This window comes from Erythrobacter oryzae, assembly GCF_030271515.1.
Classification (GTDB): Bacteria; Pseudomonadota; Alphaproteobacteria; order Sphingomonadales; family Sphingomonadaceae; genus Erythrobacter; species Erythrobacter oryzae.
The window spans coordinates 122,276-144,350 of the sequence record NZ_JASCXI010000001.1 but is presented as its reverse complement, the minus strand read 5'-3'; the positions used below and the strand labels follow the sequence as shown (position 1 = coordinate 144,350).

Here is a 22,075-nt window from a genome sequence, read left to right as displayed (position 1 = left end):
GGCTTAGTGTGCCTTGTCCGCGCCCACACCCAGCACTTTGTGCAGGACAAAGGCGATGATGCTCCCGAGGATCAGGCCGAAGATCGCCGACAGCGTCGTCGCCGTCAGCCACCCGAGCACCCCGCCCGCTGCCTCATGCACCGCGTGCTCGGCGCCGTGGATGGGTGCGTAGAACCAGTCGATCCCGAGCTTGTGCAGGCTATCGACCACGATGTGCCCGCCGACCCACAGCATCGCCGCCGTTCCGATCAGCGACAGTGCCACCAGCAGCTTGGGCACGAAGCGCAGCAGGAACCGCCCGAAGGCCTGCGCGCCCGCGCTCGCTTTCTTGGTCAGGTGCAGGCCGATATCGTCGAGCTTCACGATCAGCCCGACCGCGCCGTAGACCGCGACCGTCACCGCCACCGCCACCAGCGCCAGCACCGCCCCGCGCATGACGAGGCTCTCGTCGGCGACTTCGGCGAGCGCGATCGCCATGATCTCGGCCGAAAGGATGAAGTCGGTGCGGATCGCCCCGGTGACGCGCTCGTTCTCGAAGGCGACGGGATCGGTGATCTCGTCCTCCAGTGTCTCGCCATGCTTGGCGAAACCGAGCTTTTCCATCACCTTCTCCGCGCCCTCATAGCACAGGAAGGCCCCGCCCACGATCAGCAGGTAGGTGATGGCGGCCGGCAGGAACTCCGAGAGCAGCAGCGCGCCGGGGAGCAGGAAGACCAGCTTGTTCTTGAGGCTGCCCTTGGTGATCTTCCAGATGATCGGCAACTCGCGCGCCGGGGAGAGGCCGGTGACATAGCTCGGCGTCACCGCCGCATCGTCGATCACCACGCCCGCGGTCTTGGTGCCCGCCCGCCCCGCGGCGACCGCGACGTCATCGATCGAGGCCGAAGCCGCCTTGGCAATCACCGAAATATCGTCGAGCAGCGCGACCAGTCCTGAAGGCACAGGCAATTCCCCCTTTGCGATTCGTGCAATAAACCCCGCGCCTGCCCGTCCGGTTCCCTGCGGACAAGACTTGCAATTGCCGGGCAAAGCTGTAAGGGGCCGCGCTTCGCTTGGGATGCGCCCTTGCGGATATGGAAGAAAGCCGGAGGGGCCCCGTTCATTCGGAACGGATCAGCCAGCGATCGGCAGGAAGTAGAAAGGACGCAAGATGGCGCTCTACGAGCACGTCTTTCTTGCGCGTCAGGATCTGAGTCAGGCTCAGGTTGACGCGCTGGCGGCGCAAGCCACCGAAATCGTCGAGGCCGGCAACGGCAAGGTCACCAAGACCGAAACCTGGGGCCTCAAGTCGCTCGCCTACAAGATCGAGCGCAACCGCAAGGCGCACTTCGTGCTGCTCAACATCGACGCCCCCGGCTCGGTGGTCGCCGAGCTCGAGCGCCAGACCCGCATCAACGAAGACATCATCCGCTACATGACCATCCGCGTGGAAGAGCACGAGGAAGGCCCCAGCGTGATGATGCGCAAGAACGAACGCGAGCGGAAGCGCCGCGAAACCCGTGAGGAGCGCGACTGATGGCCCGCCCGTTTTTCCGCCGCCGCAAGTCCTGCCCCTTCGCGGCCAAGGACGCCCCCAAGATCGATTACAAGGACGTGCGCCTGCTGCAGGGCTTCATGTCCGAGCGTGGCAAGATCGTGCCGTCGCGCATCACCGCCGTCTCGGCGAAGAAGCAGCGTGAACTGGCCCAGGCGATCAAGCGCGCGCGCCAGATCGGCCTGCTGCCCTTCATCGTGAAGTAAGAGGAGAAAGAGACATGGATATCATTCTCCTTGAGCGCATCGAGAAGCTCGGTTCGATCGGTGACGTGGTCACCGTGAAGGACGGCTATGCGCGCAACTTCCTGCTGCCGCAGAAGAAGGCTCTTCGCGCCAACGACGCCAACCGCAAGGTGTTCGAAGCCAACCGCGAACGCCTCGAGAAGGAAAACGCCGAACGTCGCACCGTCGCTGAAGCGCAGGGCGACAAGGTCGCGGGCGCCGAAGTGGTGCTGATCCGCGCCGCCTCGAACGCCGGCCAACTCTATGGTTCGGTCAGCGTGCGCGACATCGTCGCCGGGCTCGCCGAACAGGGCCACTCGGTCGACAAGCGCATGGTCATCCTCGGCGCGCCGATCAAGACCATCGGCATGCACGACGTGACCATCGCCCTCCACCCCGAAGTGCGCGTGACCGTGAAGGCCAACGTTGCCCGCTCGGACGACGAAGCCAAGCTTCAGAGCGAAGGCGTCGACGTGCTCGCGCAGATGTTCGCCGACGAACAGCGCGAGATCGAGGAACAGGCCGAAGCGACCCGCATCGACACCAGCCTCGAACCGGGCGAAATCCCGGCCGAACTGCTCGAAGGCGGCGAGGACGCGTAAGCTTCCCGCACCTTCAAGGCGCAAGATACAGGGCGCGAAGATCACCTCGATCTTCGCGCCCTTCTTGTAAACAGCCTCCGCACAGGCAAAAGTGCCATACAACGATAACAACAAAGGAGCAGAGACAACTGCCATGATCGACATTCCCGCCATCCTCGCCGAACTCCAGCGGCATTACGACGACGCGGTGCGCACCCTGCGTGAAGACGTCATCGCCTTCGGGCGCGACGGCACCCTGCCCGCCCCCGCCAAGCGCGCCGACGGCTCCTATGCCTATCCGCAGATCACGCTGCGCTACAACGGCGTGGGCGGCCAGCGCGACCGCAGCCGCGCCTTCGGGCGGCTCGAAACGCCGGGCACCTACACCACCACCGTCACCCACCCCGAACTCTTCACCCAGTATCTCACCGAACAGCTCGCGCTGATCGTCAGCGAATACGAGGTCGAGGTCACCGTCACCCGCTCGCGGCAGGAAATCCCCTTCCCCTATGTGCTCGATGGCGAGGCCGGGGCGGCGATGGTGGGGATCGCCCCGCAGGATATCGCGGCGCATTTCCCCTCGACCGACCTTGCCCTGATCGGCGACGAATTGGCGGACGGGATCGAGATCGACGGCGATCACGACATGCCGCTCTCGCTGTTCGATGGCCTGCGCACCGATTACTCGCTCGCGCGCCTCAAGCACTACACCGGCAGCGAGGTCAGCGACTTTCAGGACTTCATCCTGTTCACCAACTATCACCGCTATGTCGATGAATTCGTGAACTGGGGCGCCGCACAGATCGGCAAGGATGGCTATGTCGCGCTGACCGGCGCGGCCGGGCTCGACATCCGCGAGCCGACCACCCACGCGCAGGACCAGCTCAACGACACCGCCTGGCGCCGCCACCAGATGCCCGCCTATCACCTGATCCGCGAGGACGGGCGCGGGATCACGTTGGTCAACATCGGCGTCGGCCCCTCCAACGCCAAGACGATCTGCGATCACCTCGCGGTGCTGCGCCCCCATGCATGGCTGATGATCGGCCACTGCGGCGGGCTGCGCTCGACCCAGAAGATCGGCGACTTCGTGCTCGCCCACGCCTATCTTCGCGACGATCACGTGCTCGATCCGGTGCTGCCGCCCGAAGTGCCGATCCCGCCGATTGCAGAAGTGCAGCAGGCGATGGCCTTCGCTGCCGAGAAGGTCGCGGGCGTGCAGGGCGCGAACCTCAAGCAGCGGATGCGCACCGGCACGGTCGTCACCACCGATGATCGCAACTGGGAGCTGCGCTATTCCTCATCGGCCAAGCGCTTCTCGCAGAGCCGCGCGATCGCGATCGACATGGAGAGCGCCACAATCGCCACGCAGGGCTACCGCTTCCGCGTGCCCTACGGCACGCTGCTGTGCGTCTCGGACAAGCCGCTCCACGGCGAGATCAAGCTGCCGGGGCAGGCGAACAAGTTCTACGAGGAAGCCATCGCGGCGCACCTGCAGATGGGCATCGTCGCCTGCGCCATGCTGCGCGACGAGGGCGACCGGCTCCACTCGCGCAAGCTGCGCGCGTTTAACGAACCGCCGTTCCGGTGAGAAAAGGGCGGCGGGCCCCCACGCCGCCCCTATTCACGACCCCGCCCTTGGGCAGGGACGGGCCTTACAGCTCGTCCCGGTCGCCCGAGAGCTCGATTTCCTTGTCGTCCGCGGTCTCGGCGGCGATATCGAGCAGGCTCGACAGCTCCTTCGACGTGGCGCTGTCGAGCACCTTGATGACGAAATAGAGCACGTCGCCGCGGATTTCCCAGCTGCCCATCTTCATCTGGCCCGAGGCCGAAAGCAGCTCGAGCGCGGCCTTGCCGTTGATCCCGTCCTTCTCGACCCGGCCCGCGGGCGCGAACACTTCGCGGATGGTCAGGCCCGACACGGTCTGGGTCGTGCCCGAGACGAACACCAGCTGGGTGCGCCCTTCCTTCGTATAGTTGTAGGTGAGCTTGTAGTCGCCATCGTCGTCGACCTCGTATTTGAGGCCCGCGCTGTCGAGGCGGCGTTCGACGCTGGCATCCTCGGCAGCGGCCGGAACCGCGGTGGCGGCGGCGAGGCCTGCAAGGACAGACAGCGACAAGAGACGGCGAATGGTCATGAAAATCCCTCCATTGGTGACCCCGATGCTCGCCATAGCCGATTCGCACGCCCTCTGGCTTGGATTAATTGGTCAGGTGCGGCGCGAATTGCGGACGGGTGACGCAGGCGCGCGCCTCGGCTAGCCTCGCGGCCCCAGCACCGGACAGGAGAGCCGCCCGTGACACATCCCACATTGTCCCGCTCGATCGCCGGGCGCTGCGCGATCATTACCGGCGCGGGCAGCGGGATGGGGCGGGCGACTGCGCTGCTCTTCGCCGCCGAGGGCGCGCGCGTCGTCGTGGTCGACCGCGACGGCGCGGCGGCGGAGGCGGTGGCGGCGCAATGCGGCGCCGATGCACGCGCCTATGCGCTCGACGTCGCCGACGGCGACGCGATTGCGGCCACGGTGGAGCGCATCGGCGCGGACTTCGGGGGCATCGACATTCTGGTGAACAATGCCGGCGTCTCGAGCTTCTGCGCGCTCGACGACCCCGCCTACGAGGAGGTCTGGGCCCGCGCGCTCGGCGTGATGCTGACCGCCCACCAGCGCATGGTGCGCGCCTGCCTGCCTTTCCTGCGGCAGAGCGACGCGCCCCGGATCGTCAACATCGCCTCGACCGAGGGACTCGGCGCGACTCCGGGCGATACGCCCTATGTCGCCGCCAAGACCGGGGTGATCGGCCTGACGCGCGGCCTCGCGGTCGACCTCGGCCCCGAGGGGATCACCGTCAACTGCATCTGCCCCGGCCCGATCCGCACCGCGATGACCGATGCCGTGTCCGAGGAGCACAAGACGATCTTCGCCAAGCGCCGCACCGCGCTCAGGCGCTACGGCGAGCCCGAGGAGGTCGCGCACATCACCCTCTCGCTGGTGCTCCCGGCGGCAAGCTACATCACCGGGGCGGCGATCCCGGTCGACGGCGGGCTGATGGCGCGCAACGCGTGAGGCGGTTCAGGCGAGGCCAAGCAGAGCAAGACTATCGTCCCACAGCTTCGCCGCTGCCGCATCGTCCTGCGCGAGCGCGGAAGGCTCGATCCGCACGAGGGCAGGATTGCGCACCGACCAGTAGCTGCCCTGCTCGCGTCGATAGGCCGGTGCGGTTGCGAGGTCGGCGAGAAAGCCGCCCGAAAGAGCCACCGTGCTGCTCCGGTCGCCCGCCATCAGCCGCGGCACCACGAGGCTCGCAATCGCGGCAATCACTCGCCCGTTGGCGCGGCCAAGCCCGGTCCACGGCACATATCCCGGGTCGTAAGCCATCACCGAAAGATCGGACCGTAACCGGGCGAGGTGCCGCGCCGTCATGATGTTGGCGAGCTTGGACGAGGAATAGGCGCGGAACGCCTGCTTGCGCGCGGACTGCGGGAGCGCGGGATCGGTCTCGGGAAAGGCCAGACGGCGTGCATCGGCATGGTCGGGCGGCGTAACCGGGGTCTTCTCCGCCGGATCATGCGTGCCGCTCCCGGTCAGCACCACCCGCGCACCGGCAGGCAGCCAATCCAGCAGTCGTGCCAGCAATTGCACATGGGCGAGGTGATTGACGAAGAACGTCTTCTCCATTCCGTTCGCCATGCGCCCGGGCTTCGCCAGTTGCAGGCCCGCATTAAGCACCAGAGCGTCGACGGTATCGCCGCTCCGGACGGCCGCCGCGAAGGCATCGACCGTGGCAAGATCCTCGAGATCAAGCGGCAGGACGCGCGTTTGCGCGGTGTCCGGAAAGGGGGTGCGGGCACCAAGCGTGAGGCGGTGCCCCGCCTGGGCCATGCGCGCCGCCGCCTCGGCGCCGAAGCCGGATGTTCCGCCGGTCATCACGATATGCATGGAGAGGGCCTCGCATCATTTATTGATTGGTCAACCAACCAAATACTGTACCCACGTGCATCGCGCAAGAACCTTCGCGTGGATCGGATGGAAATTCAGACGGTCGCGCGAACCGCGGCGGCGAAACGGGACAGGGCGCCTTCCATCGGGAAACCGGGTCGCGATAGCCACGACAGCATCAGCCCCTCGAACGCCGCCTTGATCATCCGCGCGCCGGCTTCATCCTCGGCCACGGGAACGCTGCGCCCCCCGTGTCGCGCCAGCACCTGCGCAAGCCGCGCCGCAATGGCCGCATCGCCGCCAGCCAGACGCTCGGCCATAGCGGGCTCGTTGATTGCGCGCACCGCCAGCGCGAGGCGCAGCGCGAACAGCGGGCGGTGGGCATCGAGGGCGCCCGCGGCAAAGGTCAGGTAGGCATCGAACAGCGCCGCAGGTTCGTGTCCCGCGATCAGTTCATCGAGCGCGGCGACATATTCCGCCCCCGCGCGCTCGACCGCGGCGAACAGCAGCTCGTCCTTGCTGGCGAAGTGGTAGTGGAGCAGCCCCGCCGTCACCCCGGCCTCCTGAGCGATTGCCTTGACGTTGGCCTCGCCAAGCCCGTCGCGCGCGACAACCACCAAGGCGGCGTCGATCAGCCGGTTGCGGGTGTCAGCGGCCCGGGAGGGGTTGGTGGCAGCGCCCATCCTTCTGCCTTAGCGCGAAGCGACGCACTTGGCCAAGCCTACCCCCGCCCCTTGGTCTTGGTCGTCCCGCCGGCATTGGCGGCGATGAAGTCGATGATCTGGCCGGCGATGTCCTTGCCCGTCGCGCTCTCGATCCCTTCGAGGCCGGGGGAGGAATTGACCTCCATGATGACGGGGCCGTGATTGCTCCGCAGCATGTCGACCCCGCACACGTTCAGCCCCATGCGCTTGGCCGCGCGCACCGCGGTCGAGCGCTCCTCTGGGGTGATCTTGATCACCCTGGCGCTGCCGCCGCGGTGGAGGTTGGAGCGGAACTCGTCCGCAGCGCCGGTGCGCTGCATCGCCGCGACCACCTTGCCGCCCACCACCAGCGCGCGGATGTCGGTGCCGCCCGCTTCCTTGATGAACTCCTGTACGAGGATGTTGACGTTGGCCCCGCGGAAGGCCTCGATCACCGACTTGGCGCTGCTCATGGTCTCGGCGAGCACCACGCCGATCCCTTGCGTGCCCTCGATCAGCTTGATCACCACCGGCGGGCCCTTGACCGCCTTGATGATCTCCTCGGCCGCCTTGGGATCATTGGCATAGGCGGTGAGCGGCAGGCCGAGCCCGTGCTTGGCGAGGATCTGAAGGCTGCGCAGCTTGTCGCGGCTGCGCCCGATCGCGACGCTCTCGTTCAAGGACCAGATGCCCGCCATCTCGAACTGCCGCAGGATCGCAAGGCCGTAGTTGGTGATCGAGGCGCCGATGCGCGGGATCACCGCGTCATAGGCGGCAATCGGCGCGCCGTTGTAGAACACCTGCGGGCGATGGCTGGCGATGTGCACCGTGCAGCGCAGCGTGTTGAGGATGTCGAGCGTGTGCCCCCGCGCCTCGGCGGCCTCCTTCAGCCTCCGGTGCGAGTAGAGGTTGGCATTGCGCGCCAGCATCGCGATTTTCATGGAATACCTTTCAAGACCGGCAGGTTACCGGCGGACGCGCCCCATATGCGCAATCGCGGGTGATTGCAGCCACGAATGACCACTATCCACGACCATCCGCCTTCTGAGCGCGGTGCGCCCGATCAGCATGGGAAATTGCATCTGGGACCTGTCCGCCAGGCTGATCTCCGCCCGGAAGGTGAGATTACCGATGGAGAGCGGCGTCTTTATGACAAAGCGGGTCTGCTGGTCGCCGTTGGACGAGGTGATGCCGCGCACGTCGACATGGATCGCCTCGCAGAAATGCCGCTCCCCGCCCCAGTCGACCGCGAAGCGCACGAAACGCTCGCCGCCGCGCTCGAACTCCTCGACCTCGCGGGCATGGAGCGAGGAGGTGCGCGCGCCGGTGTCGATTTTGGCGGGGATGCCGGTGAGGCCCAGATCGGGCAGGCTCACCAGCTCGCGCCAGCCCACGACGAGAGGCGGGCCTGCGCGCGGTCTGTCCTGCCTCGCCACCCCCGGCGCCCCCGCCTGCGCTGCCTACCAGCCCGCGGTCTCGCCCTTGTTCTGCTCTTTCAGCCACTTCATCAGCGGCGCGAAATATTCGAGCATCGGCTTGGCGCTCATCTCGCGGGTGCCGGTGAAGGCTTCGAGCGCATCGGGCCAGGGCTTGGACGCGCCCATCTCGAGCATTGTGCCGAGCTTCGCGCCGACCTCCTTGTTGCCGTAGAACGAGCAGCGGTGGAGCGGGCCCTTCCAGCCGGCCTGATCGCAGGCGGCCTTGTAGAACTGGAACTGGAGGATGCGCGCGAGGAAGTAGCGCGCATAGGGCGTGTTGCCCGGGATGTGATACTTGCCGCCCGGATCGAAGGCATCCGCCGGGCGGTCGGCCGGGGGGACGATCCCCTGATAGTCGCGCTTCAGATCGACCCATGCGGTATTGTATTCGGCCGGGCTGATCGAGCCGTCGAACACGCCCCAGCGCCACTTGTCGACCAGCAGGCCGAAGGGGAGGAAGGCGACCTTGTCCATCGCCTGACGCAGCAGCAGGCCGGTGTCCTTGTCGGCGCTCGGCACCTTGGCGCGGTCGAGCAGCCCGATCTGGACGAGATATTCGGGCGTGATCGACAGCGCGATGAAATCCCCGATCGCCTCGTGGAAGCCGTCATTGGCGCCGTTGAGATAGAGATAGGGCTGCGCCTTGTAGGCGCGCTGGTAGTAGTTGTGCCCGAGCTCGTGGTGGATCGTGACGAAGTCGCCCGCGTTCACCTTGATGCACATCTTGATGCGGATATCGTCCTTGTTGTCGATATCCCACGCGCTGGCGTGGCACACCACCTCGCGGTCGGCAGGCTTGGTGAACTGGCTGCGCTGGTAGAAGGTCTCCGGCAGCGGAGCGAAGCCCAGCGAGGAATAGAAGCCCTCGCCGATCTTCACCATCTCAAGCGGGCCCTTGCCCTGCGCCTCGAGCAGCGCGCCGATGTCATAGCCGACATCGCCCGATCCCGGCGGCGCGACGAGCTCGTAGATATTGCCCCATTCCTGCGCCCACATATTGCCGAGGAGGTCGGCGCGGATCGGGCCGGTGCGCGGCTGCACCGCGTCGCCGTATTTCTCGTTGAGCTTGGCACGGACGTAGGTGTGGAGCGCGATGTAGAGCGGCTTGGTCTCTTCCCACAACCGCTCGGTCATGGCGGTGAATTCCTGCGGGCTCATGTCATAGCCCGAACGCCACATCGCCCCGACATTGTCGAAGCCCAGCTCGCGCGCGCCTTCGTTGGCGATGCCGACCATCTTGGCGTAGTCGTCCTTCATCGGCGCGCCGACATTGTCGTGCCAGCTGACCCACATTTCCTTCAATTCCTCGGGCGTGCGCGCGGGGTTGCCCATCTCGGCCTCGATGTCGCTGCCGTTGATCGGCTGGCCGTTCAGCGTGCCCTTGCCCTTGCCGTACTGGCTGTTGAGGCGGGTCGCGATCTCGCTGAGTTCGCTCGCCGCGCCCGGGGTGGTCGGCGCGGGCAGGACGAGGCCGTTGCGCATGATGTCGAGCTTGCGCTTCAGCTCGGCCGAGAGCCCGGGGACTTCGGCATAGCGGGCCGAGAGCAGCGCGTATTCGACGCTCTTCTCGGTGCCGATGGCGTTGATCCGCGCGGCCATCGCGTCGGTGTCTTCGGTGATGTAGGTGTTGTTGACCCAGTTCACCTGAGACGCCTCGACCGAGTAGGCGAACAGGTCCTTCTCGGCAGCGGCGACGAATTGCGCGGCGCCCTCGGGCGTCAGCGGAAAGGGCGCTTCGGGGGCGGCGGCAGCGGCTTCGGGCGCGGCGCTATCGGCAAGGGCCGGCGCGGCAAGAGCGATGGCGAGCGCGGCAACGGCGCCCTTCAGCAGGGGGGCGGCAGATTTCATTGCGAGGGTTTCCCGTCCGTCATGTGACAATGGCGGGGGGTTTGAACCCGCTCGGGCGCGGAATCAAGCCGCGAGGAACTCCGCAATCGCCGAGCCGAGTTCCGGCTTCGTCACGCTGCCCATATGCGTGCCGGGGACTTCGATGTAGCGCGCATCGGGCAGCAGCGCGGCGAGATCCTCGGCCGAGCCGTTGTCGCGGTCCTCGTCGCCGCAGATCACCGCGGTAGGCATGGTGAGGTTGGCGAGCATCGCGAGGTCGAAATCGTCCATCGCGTCCAGCAGCAGGCGCGCGGCGGTGCGGTCGACGCCCTGGGACTTCAGGAAGGTGCGCGCGGCATAGGCCGGATCGCCGGGGCGGATGGTGTCGAATTCGTCGATCACTCGCTTGAAGAAATCCGCCCGCCGCGCCCATCCGGCCAGCCCCTCGACCCCCATGCCGCAGACGGCGAGGCGGCGCGGTTCGAGCACCCCGTGGGCGACGGTGTGGACCGCGGTGCGCGCGCCCAATGAGAAGCCGACGAGGTCGAAGGTGCCGGGCTCCAGCGCGAAATGCTCGGCCAGCGCAGCGACATCGCGCACCAGCAAGCCCGGGGTATAGGAGGCGGCGTCGCGCGGCGCATCGCTCTCACCGTGCACCCGGAAATCGAGCATGATCGCCCGGAACCCTGCCTCGGCAAGCCGGGTCGCATGGCCCCACTTGATCCAGTTCATCTGCGACGAGGAGAACAGCCCGTGGAGCAGCACCACCGGGCGGCCCTCTCCGTGGGTGTGGACCGCAAGCCCGGTGCCGTCGAAACTGGCGAAGCGTTCAAGCTGCACGGCGCGCGAGCCCCTTCTGCTCCATCCGCCACTGGGCCATGGCGATGCGGTCCTGCCCGAAGAAGGGTTCGCCCTCGAATACCAAGGTCGGCACGCCCCAGTGCCCCGCCGCCTCGAGCGCGGCCTGGTTGCCGGCAATCTCCGCGTCGAGCGCCGCCGCATCATCAGCCGCCTCGGCTGCGAGCGCCGCGTGATCGAGCCCCGCGCGCGCCGCCGCTTCGGCGAGGTGATCGCCCTCGTGCCAATTATCGACCGTGCCCGACCAGATCACCGTCGCCACCTCGTGCGCGAAGGCCAGCCCCCGCCCCGCGCGCTCGGCCGCCTGCCCCATGCGGCACAGGCGGTGGATATGGGGCTGCTCGGCCGCGATCTCGCGCGTGGCGAGGTTCTGCACCACCGGATCGGGGCGCGGCCAGCGATAGGGGAGCCCGAGCATCTGCGCCGAGCGCGCGGCGTCGATGAAGATGTAGCGCCCGACATTGGGGTTGCCGGTGAACAGCAGCGAGGGATCGCGGATCGCGATCGGCAGCACCGTGCGCAGGGCGATCGCGAGGTCATACTCCTCGCACATCTGCCGGTATCGCCCGATGGCGAGGTAGGAAAAAGGCGAGCGGAAGCTGAAGAAGAGGTCGGCGCGTAACGTCATGCTCGCCTTGCTAGCCCGCTTCCCGGCCCGCCGCCAGTCTGCTTGAAAATGATAAGCCCACTTATTATAAGCCCACGCATGAGCATCGAGACCGGATACCGACTCGCCGACAATTCGCGTCAGCTGCGCCGCCTGTTCGACGAGCGGGTGCGCGGCCTCGGCCTGACCGGCCCGCAGGCGCGGCTGCTGCTCTCGCTCGAGCGCTACCCGGATCAGAACCAGGCCTTCTATGCCGAGCGGCTGGAGATCGAGCCGATCACCCTCACCCGCATCGTCGACCGGCTGGAGGATGCCGGGTGGATCGAACGCCAGGCCGACCCGGCTGATCGCCGCGCGCGCATCCTTCATCTCACCGACAAGAGCCGCGGCATCGTCACCCGCCTGCGTGCGAGTGCGGAAGGCTTGTTCGGCGAAGTGCTAGAAGGCTTCGATCCCGCCGAGCGCGCGCTGTTTGCCGCGATGCTTGATCGCATTGCCGCCAACCTCGCAGCCGCCCGCCAGCCCCAACCCGAGGCCCTTCATGGCTGAAGCCGATCCCGCCCGCGCGCCTGACGCCGCCAGCGCGACCCCGCTCGCCGACGCCAAGCCGCGCCGCCCGTGGCTCCGCTGGGGGCTGATGCTGATCGTCCCGCTCGCGCTGGCGCTCGGCGCCTTGCTCTACTGGCAGAGCCTTCAGGGCAAGGTCTCGACCGACAATGCCTATATCAAGCAGGACATGGTCTCGGTCAGCGCAGAAGTCGGCGGGCCGATCGCCGAGGTGCTGGTCAAGGACGGCGACGATGTGCAGGCGGGGCAACTGCTGTTCCGGATCGATCCAGAACCCTTCCGCTTGCAGATCGCCGAGGCCAATGCCGCGATTGCGGGCGCGCAGGCGAATGTCATCGCGCTCAGCAATTCCCCCGATCTCACCGGCACCGACATCGCCGCCGCGCGCAGCGACGTCGGCTTTGCCGAGGCGCGGTTCGAACGCGTCAAGGCGCTGCGCGACCGCGGCTTTTCCACCAAGGCCGATTTCGAGGCGGCCGAGCAGGCGGTGATCCAGGCGAAGGAGCGCGTGCGCCAGGCCGAGGACCGCCAGCGCGAGGCCCGCGCGCGGCTTGCGAGCGGCGCGGCGGTCCCCGGCAAGAACCCGCAGGTTGCCGCCGCCGAGGCGAGCCGCGCCACCGCCCAGCTCTCGCTGCGCCGCACCGAAGTGCGAAGCCCCGCTGCCGGCCGCATCGCGCAGGCCGACCGCTTGCAGGTTGGCCAGCAGGTCGTCCCCAACCTGCCGGTGCTGACGCTGGTTCGATCCAATTCGACCTATATCGAGGCGAATTTCAAGGAGACCGACCTTGCCGACATGGCCGTGGGGCAGCGCGCCGAGATCCGCTTCGATGCCTATCCCGATCTCGTCCTGAAGGGCCGGGTTGCCAGCATCGGTGCGGGCACAGGGGCGGAATTCTCGGTGCTCCCGGCACAGAACGCGACCGGCAACTGGGTCAAGGTCACCCAGCGCGTGCCGGTGCGCATCGCGATCGAGGGCCAGAGCCCGCGCCGGTTGATCGCCGGGCTCTCGACCGAGGTGACGGTGTTCACCGACGAGGGCAAGCAGCGCTGACATGGCAAGCGCCGCCGCGCCTGCCGCGGGCGAGCGCCCCGCCCCGCCCGCCGCGCCGCGGCCGGATGTCGCCGAGCTGGAAAGCCGCAACTATCCGCTGATGATCGTCGGCGTGATGGCAGCCTCGCTGCTCCAGATCCTCGACACCACCATCGCCAATGTCGCCCTCCCCCACATGCAATCCTCGCTCGGGGCGACGGTCGATACTGTGACCTGGGTGCTGACGAGCTACATCATCGCCTCGGCGGTCGCGCTGCCGCTGACCGGGTGGCTCGCCGACCGGATCGGTGCTCGGCTCTTGTTCATCGGCTCGGTCGCCGGGTTCATCCTCGCCTCGATGCTGTGCGGGATCGCCCAGAACCTCGAGGAGATGGTCGCCTTCCGCGCGCTTCAGGGCGTGGCCGGGGCGTTCATTGCGCCGCTCAGCCAGTCCTTCATGCTCGATGCCACCCGCCCCTCGCGCCATCCGCAGATCATGGCGGTGTGGGGGATGGGAATCATGATCGGCCCGATCCTCGGCCCCATCCTCGGCGGCTGGCTGACCGAGACCGCCAACTGGCGCTGGGTGTTCTTCGTGAACCTGCCGGTGGGCCTCGGCTCGCTGGCGATCCTGATCGCCTACTTGCCCAAGCGGCCCAAGCGCGAGCGCCGCTTCGACCTTGCGGGCTTCATGCTGCTCGCCGTCGCGCTCGCCGCGTTCCAGCTGCTGCTCGACCGCGGGCAGCAGGAAGACTGGCTCGCCTCGGGAGAAATCTGGATCTACCTGCTGCTCACCCTCTCGGCGACGTGGATGGTGGTGATCCACTTCGCCACCGCGCGCGCGCCGATGTTCGAGCGCAAGCTCTTCGCCGACCGCAACTTCGCCATCGCGCTCGCCTTCATGATCGTGATCGGGATCGTGATGTTCGCGGTGATGGCGCTGCTGCCGCCGATGCTCCAGAACCTGTTCGGCTACGGGGTGATCGACACCGGCATCGTGCTGATGCCGCGCGGGGTGGGCATTCTGGTCTCAATGCAGGTCTCGGGCCTGCTGATGCGCCGCGGGGTCGATGCGCGCCCCGTTGTGGCGAGCGGCTTCCTGATCTGCGCGGTCTCGCTGTGGCAGATGGCGCACTGGTCGCTCGCGGTCGACGAAATGCACGTGATCGTCAGCGGGTTGTTGCAGGGGCTCGGCATGGGGCTCGTCTTCATACCCTTGCAGGTGAGCGCCTTCGCCACCCTCAGCCCCGCTCTGCGCACCGACGGGTCGAGCCTGCTCAACCTGTTCCGCTCGCTGGGCGCATCGGCAGGGATCGCGTGGATGACCGTGCTGCTCGCGCGCAACATCCAGACCAGCCACGCCGACCTCGGCGCCAACATCACCGCCGCGACCGGGAGCCTCGTCGACTTCTCGGCGACCGACCGCTTCCAGGCGCTGGGCGACACCGCGATCACGCTAATGGACGCCGAGGTGAACCGCCAGGCGGCGATGATCGCTTATGTCGACGATTTCTGGCTGATGATGTGGATCACGCTCGCCGCCGCGCCGCTGGCGCTGCTGATGAGGAAGAACGCGCGACCTGCCGGGCCGGTGGTGCTGTCGGAATGATCAGCGGAAGAAGCACTGGGTTCCGGCATGGAGCATCTCCACCCGGTCCCCGGTGATGAAACCGCCCAGCGTTTCGCCCAGCCTGAATTCCTCGCCAAGCGTGCTGCCTTCGACCTTGGCAAAGCCGGGCGCGGCCTCGACCGCCGCGCGCGGAGCACCAAGTTGGACCGTGCCCGCAAGGCTGACGGTGCCGCTCGCGGCCTTGTCGCCATCCTGCGGCAGGTGCCAGTTCCATCCCACCAGCTTGCCCTCCTGGAAATGGGCGGTGAGCCCGCCGGCATAGTCAGTGAAGGCCATCTTGCCCGCCCCGCATTCGGGGTTCTCGCCGCTGCGCAGCTGCGGGCCCAGCGCCTTGGCGAGCGCGGCCTCGACCTCGCTCTGCCCGGCAGCGAAGAAGAAGCTTTCCGCGCCCGCGCTGAGCCCGTCGCCGCGCAAGGTCACCGCGTTGGCGGCCACCGGGGCCTCGCCCGCCCCGGTTGCGTCAGCATCGGGCGCAGCGCCGCTATCGCAAGCCGCCAGTGCCAGAGCGCCCGCGAGCGCGAGGAAAACCCGGAGCTTGATCATTGCGAATTCCCTTTCCACCAGCGCGCGCCCCGCACGAGCGGAGCGACCAGCACGGCACCGAGCCCAGCTAGCGCCATATCCTTCTGCGCGTCAAACATGTCGCCCTGCTCGCCGTTGTAAGCTCCCGCGTCTTCCGGCGCGAGCGCGAGCGTCAGGCTCCATTCGAAAATTTCGTAAAGCCCGCCCACCGCGAGCACGAAGGTGATCGCGAACACCAGCGCCATACGCGACGACAGCCCCCAGTAGCGCACCCCGCTCTCGACCATCGGCGCCATCGCCAGCGCGCCGAAGGCGAAGTGGACGAGACGGTCGAAGTGATTGCGCTCGGTGGCCAGCGCCGGAACCCATGCATCATAGGGCACGAAGCTGTAGGACCAGCGGGCGGCAACGAGGTGCAGCAGCACAAAGGCGGCGATGCTGGCGGCCGAGGCATTGCTGATCGGCGCGCGGGCCAGTGCGCGCCAGGCGAAGGGCAGCCCCGCCGCGACGGGGCCGACCTGAAGCCAGGTGTTGGAGGGATAAAGCGCACCCAACGCACTCAGCGGAATGCCCAGCGCCACCGCTGCCAGCATCCAGCCTTGCGCTTTCGCCAGCCGCGGCATGGGCGCGCCGCTCAGCCCTTCTTCAAGTGGCGGCGGCCCAGCAGTTCGGCGATCTGCACCGCGTTCAGGGCCGCGCCCTTCCTCAGGTTATCCGAGACCACCCACATGGTGAGCCCGTTCTCCACGGTCGGGTCCTCGCGCACCCGGCTGACGAAGGTCGCCGCATCGCCGACGCATTCGACGGGGGTGATGTAGCCGCCATCCTCGCGCTTATCGATCAGCATCACGCCGGGGGCTTCGCGCAGGATGTCCATCGCGGCTTCGGCGCTGAGTTCGTTCTCGAACTCGATGTTGACCGCTTCGGAGTGGCCGACGAACACCGGCACGCGCACGCAGGTGGCGTTCAACTTGATGCGGGGATCGAGGATCTTCTTGGTCTCGACCACCATCTTCCATTCTTCCTTGGTCGACCCGTCGTCGAGGAAGCTGTCGATGTGGGGGATGACGTTGAAGGCGATCTGCTTGGTGAACTTCTGCGGCTCCACGGGATCGCCGACGAAGATTGCGCGGCTCTGGGTGAAGAGCTCGTCCATCCCCGCCTTGCCCGCGCCCGAGACCGACTGGTAGGTCGAGACCACCACGCGCTTGATCGTCGCGGCATCGTGCAGCGGTTTCAGCGCCACTACCAGCTGCGCGGTCGAGCAGTTGGGATTGGCGATGATGTTCTTCGCGGTGTAGCCGTCGATCGCGTCGGGGTTCACTTCCGGAACGACCAGCGGCACGTCCGGGTCCATGCGGTAGAGCGACGAGTTGTCGATCACGATGCACCCGGCAGCGGCTGCCTTGGGGGCATATTCCTTGGCCGGGCCCGAGCCTGCGGCGAAGAGGGCGATGTCCCATCCGGCGAAGTCGAAATGCTCAATGTTCCTGCACTTGAGCATCTTGCCGGTGTCGCCGAACTCGACTTCGCTGCCCGTGGAGCGCGGCGAGGCGACCGCGGCGACCTCGTCGCACGGAAACTCGCGTTCGGCCAAGACCTGCATCATCTCGCGCCCGACATTGCCGGTCGCGCCGACCACTGCCACCCGGTAACCCACTTGCGCATTCTCCTGTGATTTCGCAGCCGCGAGATAGCGTGCGTTGCGGCATGCGCAACATCATTCGTCTTTGCGCAGACCTATTCCTACTTCGGCGGCGTCACCCCGTGCGCCTCGAGGAAGCGGAAGATGGCGTTCCACACATGCGGGCCGATCTTCGGGCCGGAGACGCGGTGGGTGTAGCCGGGGTAGAGCATCATCTCGAAGGGGGTGTTGCTCTCCTGCAGGACGCTGATGAGTTCCGAGGAATTCTCGAAGATCACGTTGTCGTCGGCCATGCCGTGGATCAGCAGCAGGGGATCGGCGATCCTGGTCGCGTCGGGGATGGCGCTGGCTTTCTCGTAAGCCTCGGGCACCTCGCGGGGATCGCCCATGTAGCGTTCGGTGTAGTGGGTGTCATACAGCTCCCACCGCGTCACCGGCGCGCCCGAGATGCCTGCGGCATATAGGCCCGGATCGGCCTCGAGCATCTTCAGCGTCATGTAGCCGCCGTAGGACCAGCCATAGGTGGCGATCTTGGCCGGGTCGACGAAGTCGAGGCTCTTCAGCCACTCCGCGCCCGCCTTCTGGTCGCGCACCTCGACGCCGCCCATGGCGCGATAGATCGGCTGTTCGAAGTCAACGCCCCGGTTGGCCGATCCGCGATTGTCGAGCTGGAAGAAGATGTAGCCCCTGTCGACCACCGCCTGCGCGAGCGCCCCGCCCCAGCCCTTGGTCACCATCTGCGGACCCGGCCCGCCATAGTGCTGGAAGAAGACCGGATAGCGCTTGCCCTTCTCCATCCTGGGCTTGAGCATCATCCAGTGGAGCGGCGTCCCGTCCTCGGCAGCGATGGTGCCGAATTCGGGGGTGACATGGCTGGCGAGGAAGGGCGCGTAGGGGTGATCGCCCTCGACCCGGTTCTCCTCGATCCACGCGACCTGCTTGCCATCGGGCATGGCGAGATAGGACTGCGGCGGCTGGTTCGGGCCCGAGCGCGAGACGTAGAGCAGCCGCCCTGCCCCATCCATGCTCGCAGAATTGGTGAAAGCGGGGTCGGTGAGCAGCTCGGGCTCGCCGGTGCCATCGAGCTTGGCGCGATAGATCTGCTGGGTCAGCACATCGGCCGACGCCTGATAGGTGAAAGTGCCCGCCGCCTCGTCGACCCCGACAAGGCTGGTGGTGGGCGAGGTGCCGCGGGTGAGCTGCTGCCACTGCCATCCCGTGAAGGGTGTCTGACCGTCATGCGTGTCCAGCGGCTTGAAGGCACCCCGGTAGAAATGCCCGTAGCCGTCCCGTTCGGACCACCACAGCAGGCTGCCGTCCTTGAGGAAGCGGTAGTTGTCCGAGAGGTTCACCCAGTAATCGGACCGCGCGGCGGCTTCGGTGAACAGCACGCGCGAAGTGCCCGTGGCAGGATCGACTACCAGCATGTCGATCCTGGTTTGTGCGCGATCCTGCCGCTGGACGTAGATCGCCGAGGCATCCGGCGCCCAGTCGACGCGGGCGACGTAGATGTCGAGATTGGCGCCGAGGTCGACCTTCACCTGCCCCGAGCCATCGGGGTTCATCACGAACAGCTCGACCACGGCGTTGTCGGTGCCCGCGGCGGGATAGCGCTGGTCGAACACCTTGGTGCCCTTCGCCCCGATCGCCGCGCGGGTGACGACGCCGACCGCTCCCTCGTCGGTGCGCTGGACGACGATGCGCTTGTCGTCGGGGCTCCACCAATAGCCTTGCAGGCGCGCCATTTCCTCCTGCGCGACGAATTCGGCCTCGCCCCAGCGGATCGTCTCGGCCTCGCCTGCGGGGGTGATGGGTTGCGCTTCCCCGCCCACCGGCCCGACCCACAGCCGCCGGTCGCGCACGAAGCTGACATAGGCGGCCTTGGGCGAGAGGCCGGGGTTCAGCTCGGTGCCCTCGGTATCGGTCAGGCGGGTGACCGTGCCGTCGAGCTTCGCCAGAAACAGGTCGCCATCGAGCGGCACCAGCACGCCCGCGCCGTCGCTCGCCCACTGGTAGGCGATGATGCCCTTGAGGCTGCCGACCCGCGCGCGCTCGCGTTGCATCTTTTCGTCTTCGGACAGTTCGCGCCCGCTGCCGAGCTTTTCGGAGTCCACCAGCATCCGCCATTCGCGGGTCTCGATGTCGTAGCCCCACAGGTCGTAGCGGTCGCGATCATCGGCGCGGTTACGCAGCAGGGTGAGATAGCGCCCGTCGGGCGACAACTTCACCTGGCGCGGCACGGGGCCATCGAGACCGGGGGAGGCGAAGACGCGTTCGAAGCTGAGGGTGGGGGCAACTTCAGCCATTGTGGTCGTCTCCGCCAGCGCCGGCGTAGTCAGACAGGTTGAAAGACCAAGAGCAACCGCAGCAAGAACCGAACGCATCCAAAGCTCACCTCGTCATTGCACACCGCCGGAAGGGCAGCGCGCCAATGCTCCTCGCAATGACGACGATGCTTGGCAAGAGGCGCAAACGAAAAGGGCGGCCCCTTGCGGAGCCGCCCTTCGCAATTCGCTGGCCGAAGAGCCTTACGCCTTGGGCGCGGAGGCCTTGCGCTCGACGATACGCGCGCTCTTGCCGGTGCGGCCGCGCAGGTAATAGAGCTTGGCGCGACGCACCACGCCGCGGCGGACCACGGTGATGCTCTCGACGATCGGCGAGTAGAGCGGGAAGACGCGCTCGACGCCTTCGCCGAAGCTCATCTTGCGCACGGTGAAGTTCGAACCCATGCCGCGGTTCGAGCGGGCGATCACGACGCCTTCATAGGCCTGGATACGCTCGCGGTTGCCTTCCTTCACCTTCACGCCGACGCGGACGGTGTCGCCTGCGCGGAATTCGGGGATGTCCTTGCCGGACTTGGCGATTTCTTCGGCTTCAATCTGCTGGATCAGGTTCACTGGTCCGGTTCCTTGGTTTTGCGCCGCGCGCCAGAGGCAGACTGGACCCGAGCGCCCTCATGGCGCTCCCACAAGTCCGGCCTGCGTGACCGTGTGTCGTTCTCGCTTTGCAGCTTGCGCCACGCCGCGATCTTCGCATGATCCCCCGATCGCAGCACTTCGGGGATCATGCGCCCTTCCCATTCAACAGGTCGGGTGTAGTGCGGGTATTCGAGGAGGCCGTTTTCGTACGACTCCTCCTCCCCGCTGGAGGTCGCGCCCATTACGCCGGGAATGAGGCGAATGCAAGCGTCAAGGAGGGTGAGCGCCGCCATCTCGCCGCCGGAGAGGACGATGTCGGCAAGGGAGACCTGCTCGATCTGGGGGCGGGCCTCGAACAGACGCTCGTCGAACCCCTCGAAGCGGCCACACAGGATGACGACGCCGGGGCCTGCCGCGAGTTCGCGGATGCGCGCTTGCGTGATGGGTTTCCCGCGCGGGGTCATGGCGAGGGTGGGGCGTCCGGCGACCGGAGCACTGTCGAGCGCCCGCGCCAGCACATCGCACTTCAGCACCATTCCCGCCCCGCCGCCCGCGGGGGTATCGTCGACGGTGCGGTGCTTGTCGGTGGCGAAGTCGCGGATCTGCACCGTCTCGCAGGCCCACTTGGCCTCGGCCAGCGCGCGCCCCGCGATCGAATGCCCGAGCGGCCCGGGGAACATCTCCGGGTAGAGCGTGAGGATGGTGGCGGCGAAGGTCATTCAGTCGAACACGGATGGATCGGGTTTTGCTGGCCTGCGCTTAATCATGATCAGCGATACCGCAAGCGCCAGAACTGCCCAAACCGCTCCTCCCAGCACAGCCTCGTTCACCGAATCAGAAAAGGCCTCAACCGCGTTGGGCGGGGCCGCGCCGTTTATCGCTTCATACTTCCCGATTTCTACCAAGCTCTGGTAAATCGAGTAGATCACGTAAAGGCCGGGAAGCACGATCACCAAAAAGGCGATGGTCAGCCAGTTTGGAATGCGCGGAAGCAGCCGCTTCGTCGCAACAAGAATGGTCAACGTGATCGCGAGCGACATTAAGACGACCAAAATCATTGATTACGCCCCCACGTCACCCCGTCCTTCGCCCGCGTATCCACCGTCAGCTCGAACACATCCGGCCGCGCATAATGCCCGTCGGTATCGAGGTTCGTCAGCCCCTCGGACACTTCTGCAAGGTCAAGTTCGGCGAAGAGCGTCTCCTCCCCCTCGCCCGCCTGCGCGATCACACGGGTGTCGGGGGCGGCAATCAGCGAGCCGCCACGGTTTAGGACTTCGGCGGGGATCGCTTCGAACAATTCGCGCGCCGCGCCGTCACCGCCCACCCGCGCCAGCCCGTCGAACAGATCGTCCCGCGTCTGCACCAGCCCCGCCGCCAGCACGAAGCAGCGCCCTTCCATCGCATAGTGCCTTGAGGCAATCTGGTGGCTCTCGCGCACCGTCGGCCAGGCGGCGATGTGCACATCCTCGCCCAAATTGTGCATCGCCGCGCGCGCCAAGGGCATCCAGTGCTCCCAGCAAATCAGCGTGCCGATCCGGCCCCATTCCGCCTGATGCACCCCCAGTGTCGAGCCGTCGCCGCGCGCCCAGATCAGGCGCTCCCCGTGGGTCGGCACCAGTTTGCGGTGATCGAGCACCGGCAGGCCGGGGCGAAAAGTCAGCTGATTATTGACGAGGCTCCGCCGCACCCGTTCATGCGCGCCGATGGAGATCACCGCCCCGCTCGCGTCGGCCAGTTCCTGCAAGGGCAAGAGCCGCTCGTCACCCGGCACCACCGCCTGCTCGAGCATGATCCGGTGCAGCGCCTTGCTCCCCGGATGATCCCACAGCGCCGCTCCCGGGGCCTCGTCGAGCCACAGCGGATAGCCGCCCAGAAAGGTTTCTCCGAAAGCGACCACCTTCGCGCCGCTCTCCACCGCCGCGCGGGCGAGGGCCACGGCCTTGTCGATCCCGCCCTGGAAATCGAGCGGGACAGGCGCGGCCTGGACAACGGCGACAGGAAGCTTGGTCATGCCCGCCACTTACGCGCGG

General features: G+C 66.9%; 25 protein-coding genes. 8 read left to right on the top strand and 17 right to left on the bottom strand.

Annotated elements, in window-relative coordinates:
• Positions 1-3 precede the first annotated feature (3 nt).
• The gene (locus tag PFX90_RS00755) at positions 4-942 is read right to left on the bottom strand and encodes a DUF808 domain-containing protein (RefSeq protein WP_285709390.1); all 939 of its coding nucleotides are present in this window, start codon (positions 940-942) and stop codon (positions 4-6) included.
• A 208-nt stretch (positions 943-1,150) separates the two neighbouring features.
• Here PFX90_RS00755 and rpsF point away from each other — a divergent pair, with 208 nt between their 5' ends.
• The 4 genes from rpsF to PFX90_RS00735 all read left to right on the top strand — a co-directional run bounded on the left by rpsF (position 1,151) and on the right by PFX90_RS00735 (position 3,930).
• Positions 1,151-1,516, top strand: a complete 366-nt coding sequence (rpsF, locus tag PFX90_RS00750; RefSeq protein WP_088915598.1) for a 30S ribosomal protein S6 — start codon at positions 1,151-1,153, stop codon at positions 1,514-1,516.
• Positions 1,516-1,740: a 30S ribosomal protein S18 gene (gene rpsR, locus PFX90_RS00745; RefSeq protein WP_017665523.1), complete on the top strand. Its 225-nt coding sequence runs from the start codon at positions 1,516-1,518 to the stop codon at positions 1,738-1,740. The genes rpsF and rpsR overlap by 1 nt, the downstream gene beginning before the upstream one ends.
• A 14-nt stretch (positions 1,741-1,754) precedes the next feature.
• The gene (rplI, locus tag PFX90_RS00740; protein ID WP_285709376.1) at positions 1,755-2,360 is read left to right on the top strand and encodes a 50S ribosomal protein L9; all 606 of its coding nucleotides are present in this window, start codon (positions 1,755-1,757) and stop codon (positions 2,358-2,360) included.
• A gap of 91 nt (positions 2,361-2,451) precedes the next feature.
• Positions 2,452-3,930, top strand: coding sequence for an AMP nucleosidase (locus tag PFX90_RS00735; protein ID WP_285709373.1), 1,479 nt, complete (start codon positions 2,452-2,454; stop codon positions 3,928-3,930).
• A 64-nt stretch (positions 3,931-3,994) separates the two neighbouring features.
• Here the strand turns inward: PFX90_RS00735 and PFX90_RS00730 are convergent, their stop codons facing one another.
• The gene (locus tag PFX90_RS00730; RefSeq protein ID WP_285709370.1) at positions 3,995-4,477 is read right to left on the bottom strand and encodes a hypothetical protein; all 483 of its coding nucleotides are present in this window, start codon (positions 4,475-4,477) and stop codon (positions 3,995-3,997) included.
• 159 nt (positions 4,478-4,636) lie between these two features.
• On the opposite strand from PFX90_RS00730, the gene PFX90_RS00725 reads away from it, so the two are divergent.
• Entirely contained in the window at positions 4,637-5,404 is a 768-nt protein-coding gene (locus PFX90_RS00725; RefSeq protein WP_285709368.1) for an SDR family NAD(P)-dependent oxidoreductase, read from the top strand.
• Positions 5,405-5,410: 6 nt separating this feature from the next.
• On the opposite strand, the gene PFX90_RS00720 is transcribed toward PFX90_RS00725, so the two are convergent.
• From PFX90_RS00720 to PFX90_RS00690, 7 genes are all read right to left on the bottom strand, one after another.
• Positions 5,411-6,277: an SDR family NAD(P)-dependent oxidoreductase gene (locus PFX90_RS00720; protein ID WP_285709365.1), complete on the bottom strand. Its 867-nt coding sequence runs from the start codon at positions 6,275-6,277 to the stop codon at positions 5,411-5,413.
• A gap of 95 nt (positions 6,278-6,372) precedes the next feature.
• Positions 6,373-6,960 carry a TetR/AcrR family transcriptional regulator gene (locus tag PFX90_RS00715; RefSeq protein ID WP_285709362.1) on the bottom strand — a complete coding sequence of 196 codons (588 nt, stop codon included), beginning with the start codon at positions 6,958-6,960 and terminating at the stop codon, positions 6,373-6,375.
• A 38-nt stretch (positions 6,961-6,998) separates the two neighbouring features.
• Positions 6,999-7,901, bottom strand: coding sequence for a 30S ribosomal protein S6--L-glutamate ligase (gene rimK / locus PFX90_RS00710; protein WP_285709355.1), 903 nt, complete (start codon positions 7,899-7,901; stop codon positions 6,999-7,001).
• 24 nt (positions 7,902-7,925) lie between these two features.
• Entirely contained in the window at positions 7,926-8,396 is a 471-nt protein-coding gene (locus tag PFX90_RS00705) for an ATP-dependent zinc protease family protein (protein WP_285709353.1), read from the bottom strand.
• 24 nt (positions 8,397-8,420) lie between these two features.
• Positions 8,421-10,286 carry a M2 family metallopeptidase gene (locus PFX90_RS00700; RefSeq protein WP_285709351.1) on the bottom strand — a complete coding sequence of 622 codons (1,866 nt, stop codon included), beginning with the start codon at positions 10,284-10,286 and terminating at the stop codon, positions 8,421-8,423.
• A 63-nt stretch (positions 10,287-10,349) separates the two neighbouring features.
• Entirely contained in the window at positions 10,350-11,105 is a 756-nt protein-coding gene (locus PFX90_RS00695; RefSeq protein ID WP_285709350.1) for an alpha/beta fold hydrolase, read from the bottom strand.
• Positions 11,095-11,751 (bottom strand): 2-hydroxychromene-2-carboxylate isomerase, encoded by a 657-nt coding sequence (locus PFX90_RS00690; RefSeq protein ID WP_285709348.1) that lies wholly within the window; start codon positions 11,749-11,751, stop codon positions 11,095-11,097. The genes PFX90_RS00695 and PFX90_RS00690 overlap by 11 nt, the downstream gene beginning before the upstream one ends.
• A gap of 78 nt (positions 11,752-11,829) precedes the next feature.
• Here PFX90_RS00690 and PFX90_RS00685 point away from each other — a divergent pair, with 78 nt between their 5' ends.
• From PFX90_RS00685 to PFX90_RS00675, 3 genes are read left to right on the top strand one after another with little or no spacing between them, the layout of a single operon-like run.
• Positions 11,830-12,279, top strand: a complete 450-nt coding sequence (locus tag PFX90_RS00685) for a MarR family winged helix-turn-helix transcriptional regulator (protein WP_285709346.1) — start codon at positions 11,830-11,832, stop codon at positions 12,277-12,279.
• Positions 12,272-13,348: an HlyD family secretion protein gene (locus PFX90_RS00680; protein WP_285709344.1), complete on the top strand. Its 1,077-nt coding sequence runs from the start codon at positions 12,272-12,274 to the stop codon at positions 13,346-13,348. Before PFX90_RS00685 ends, PFX90_RS00680 begins: the two co-directional genes overlap by 8 nt.
• A 1-nt stretch (position 13,349) precedes the next feature.
• Positions 13,350-14,936, top strand: coding sequence for a DHA2 family efflux MFS transporter permease subunit (locus PFX90_RS00675; protein WP_285709342.1), 1,587 nt, complete (start codon positions 13,350-13,352; stop codon positions 14,934-14,936).
• Here the strand turns inward: PFX90_RS00675 and PFX90_RS00670 are convergent, their stop codons facing one another.
• The 8 genes from PFX90_RS00670 to PFX90_RS00635 all read right to left on the bottom strand — a co-directional run bounded on the left by PFX90_RS00670 (position 14,937) and on the right by PFX90_RS00635 (position 22,056).
• Positions 14,937-15,500: an aspartate-semialdehyde dehydrogenase gene (locus PFX90_RS00670; protein WP_285709340.1), complete on the bottom strand. Its 564-nt coding sequence runs from the start codon at positions 15,498-15,500 to the stop codon at positions 14,937-14,939.
• Positions 15,497-16,072: a DUF2238 domain-containing protein gene (locus PFX90_RS00665; RefSeq protein ID WP_285709337.1), complete on the bottom strand. Its 576-nt coding sequence runs from the start codon at positions 16,070-16,072 to the stop codon at positions 15,497-15,499. Before PFX90_RS00665 ends, PFX90_RS00670 begins: the two co-directional genes overlap by 4 nt.
• Positions 16,073-16,113: 41 nt before the next feature.
• On the bottom strand, positions 16,114-17,139 hold the full coding sequence (locus tag PFX90_RS00660; protein ID WP_285709335.1) for an aspartate-semialdehyde dehydrogenase: 1,026 nt from the start codon (positions 17,137-17,139) through the stop codon (positions 16,114-16,116).
• A gap of 86 nt (positions 17,140-17,225) precedes the next feature.
• The gene (locus PFX90_RS00655) at positions 17,226-19,508 is read right to left on the bottom strand and encodes a S9 family peptidase (protein ID WP_285709331.1); all 2,283 of its coding nucleotides are present in this window, start codon (positions 19,506-19,508) and stop codon (positions 17,226-17,228) included.
• A gap of 144 nt (positions 19,509-19,652) precedes the next feature.
• Positions 19,653-20,021 (bottom strand): 50S ribosomal protein L19, encoded by a 369-nt coding sequence (gene rplS / locus PFX90_RS00650; RefSeq protein ID WP_017665507.1) that lies wholly within the window; start codon positions 20,019-20,021, stop codon positions 19,653-19,655.
• Entirely contained in the window at positions 20,018-20,761 is a 744-nt protein-coding gene (gene trmD, locus PFX90_RS00645; RefSeq protein WP_285709325.1) for a tRNA (guanosine(37)-N1)-methyltransferase TrmD, read from the bottom strand. The genes rplS and trmD overlap by 4 nt, the downstream gene beginning before the upstream one ends.
• The gene (locus PFX90_RS00640; protein ID WP_285709322.1) at positions 20,762-21,100 is read right to left on the bottom strand and encodes a hypothetical protein; all 339 of its coding nucleotides are present in this window, start codon (positions 21,098-21,100) and stop codon (positions 20,762-20,764) included. It lies immediately after the preceding gene.
• Positions 21,097-22,056: a carbon-nitrogen hydrolase family protein gene (locus PFX90_RS00635; RefSeq protein WP_285709319.1), complete on the bottom strand. Its 960-nt coding sequence runs from the start codon at positions 22,054-22,056 to the stop codon at positions 21,097-21,099. Before PFX90_RS00635 ends, PFX90_RS00640 begins: the two co-directional genes overlap by 4 nt.
• Positions 22,057-22,075: the final 19 nt, after the last annotated feature.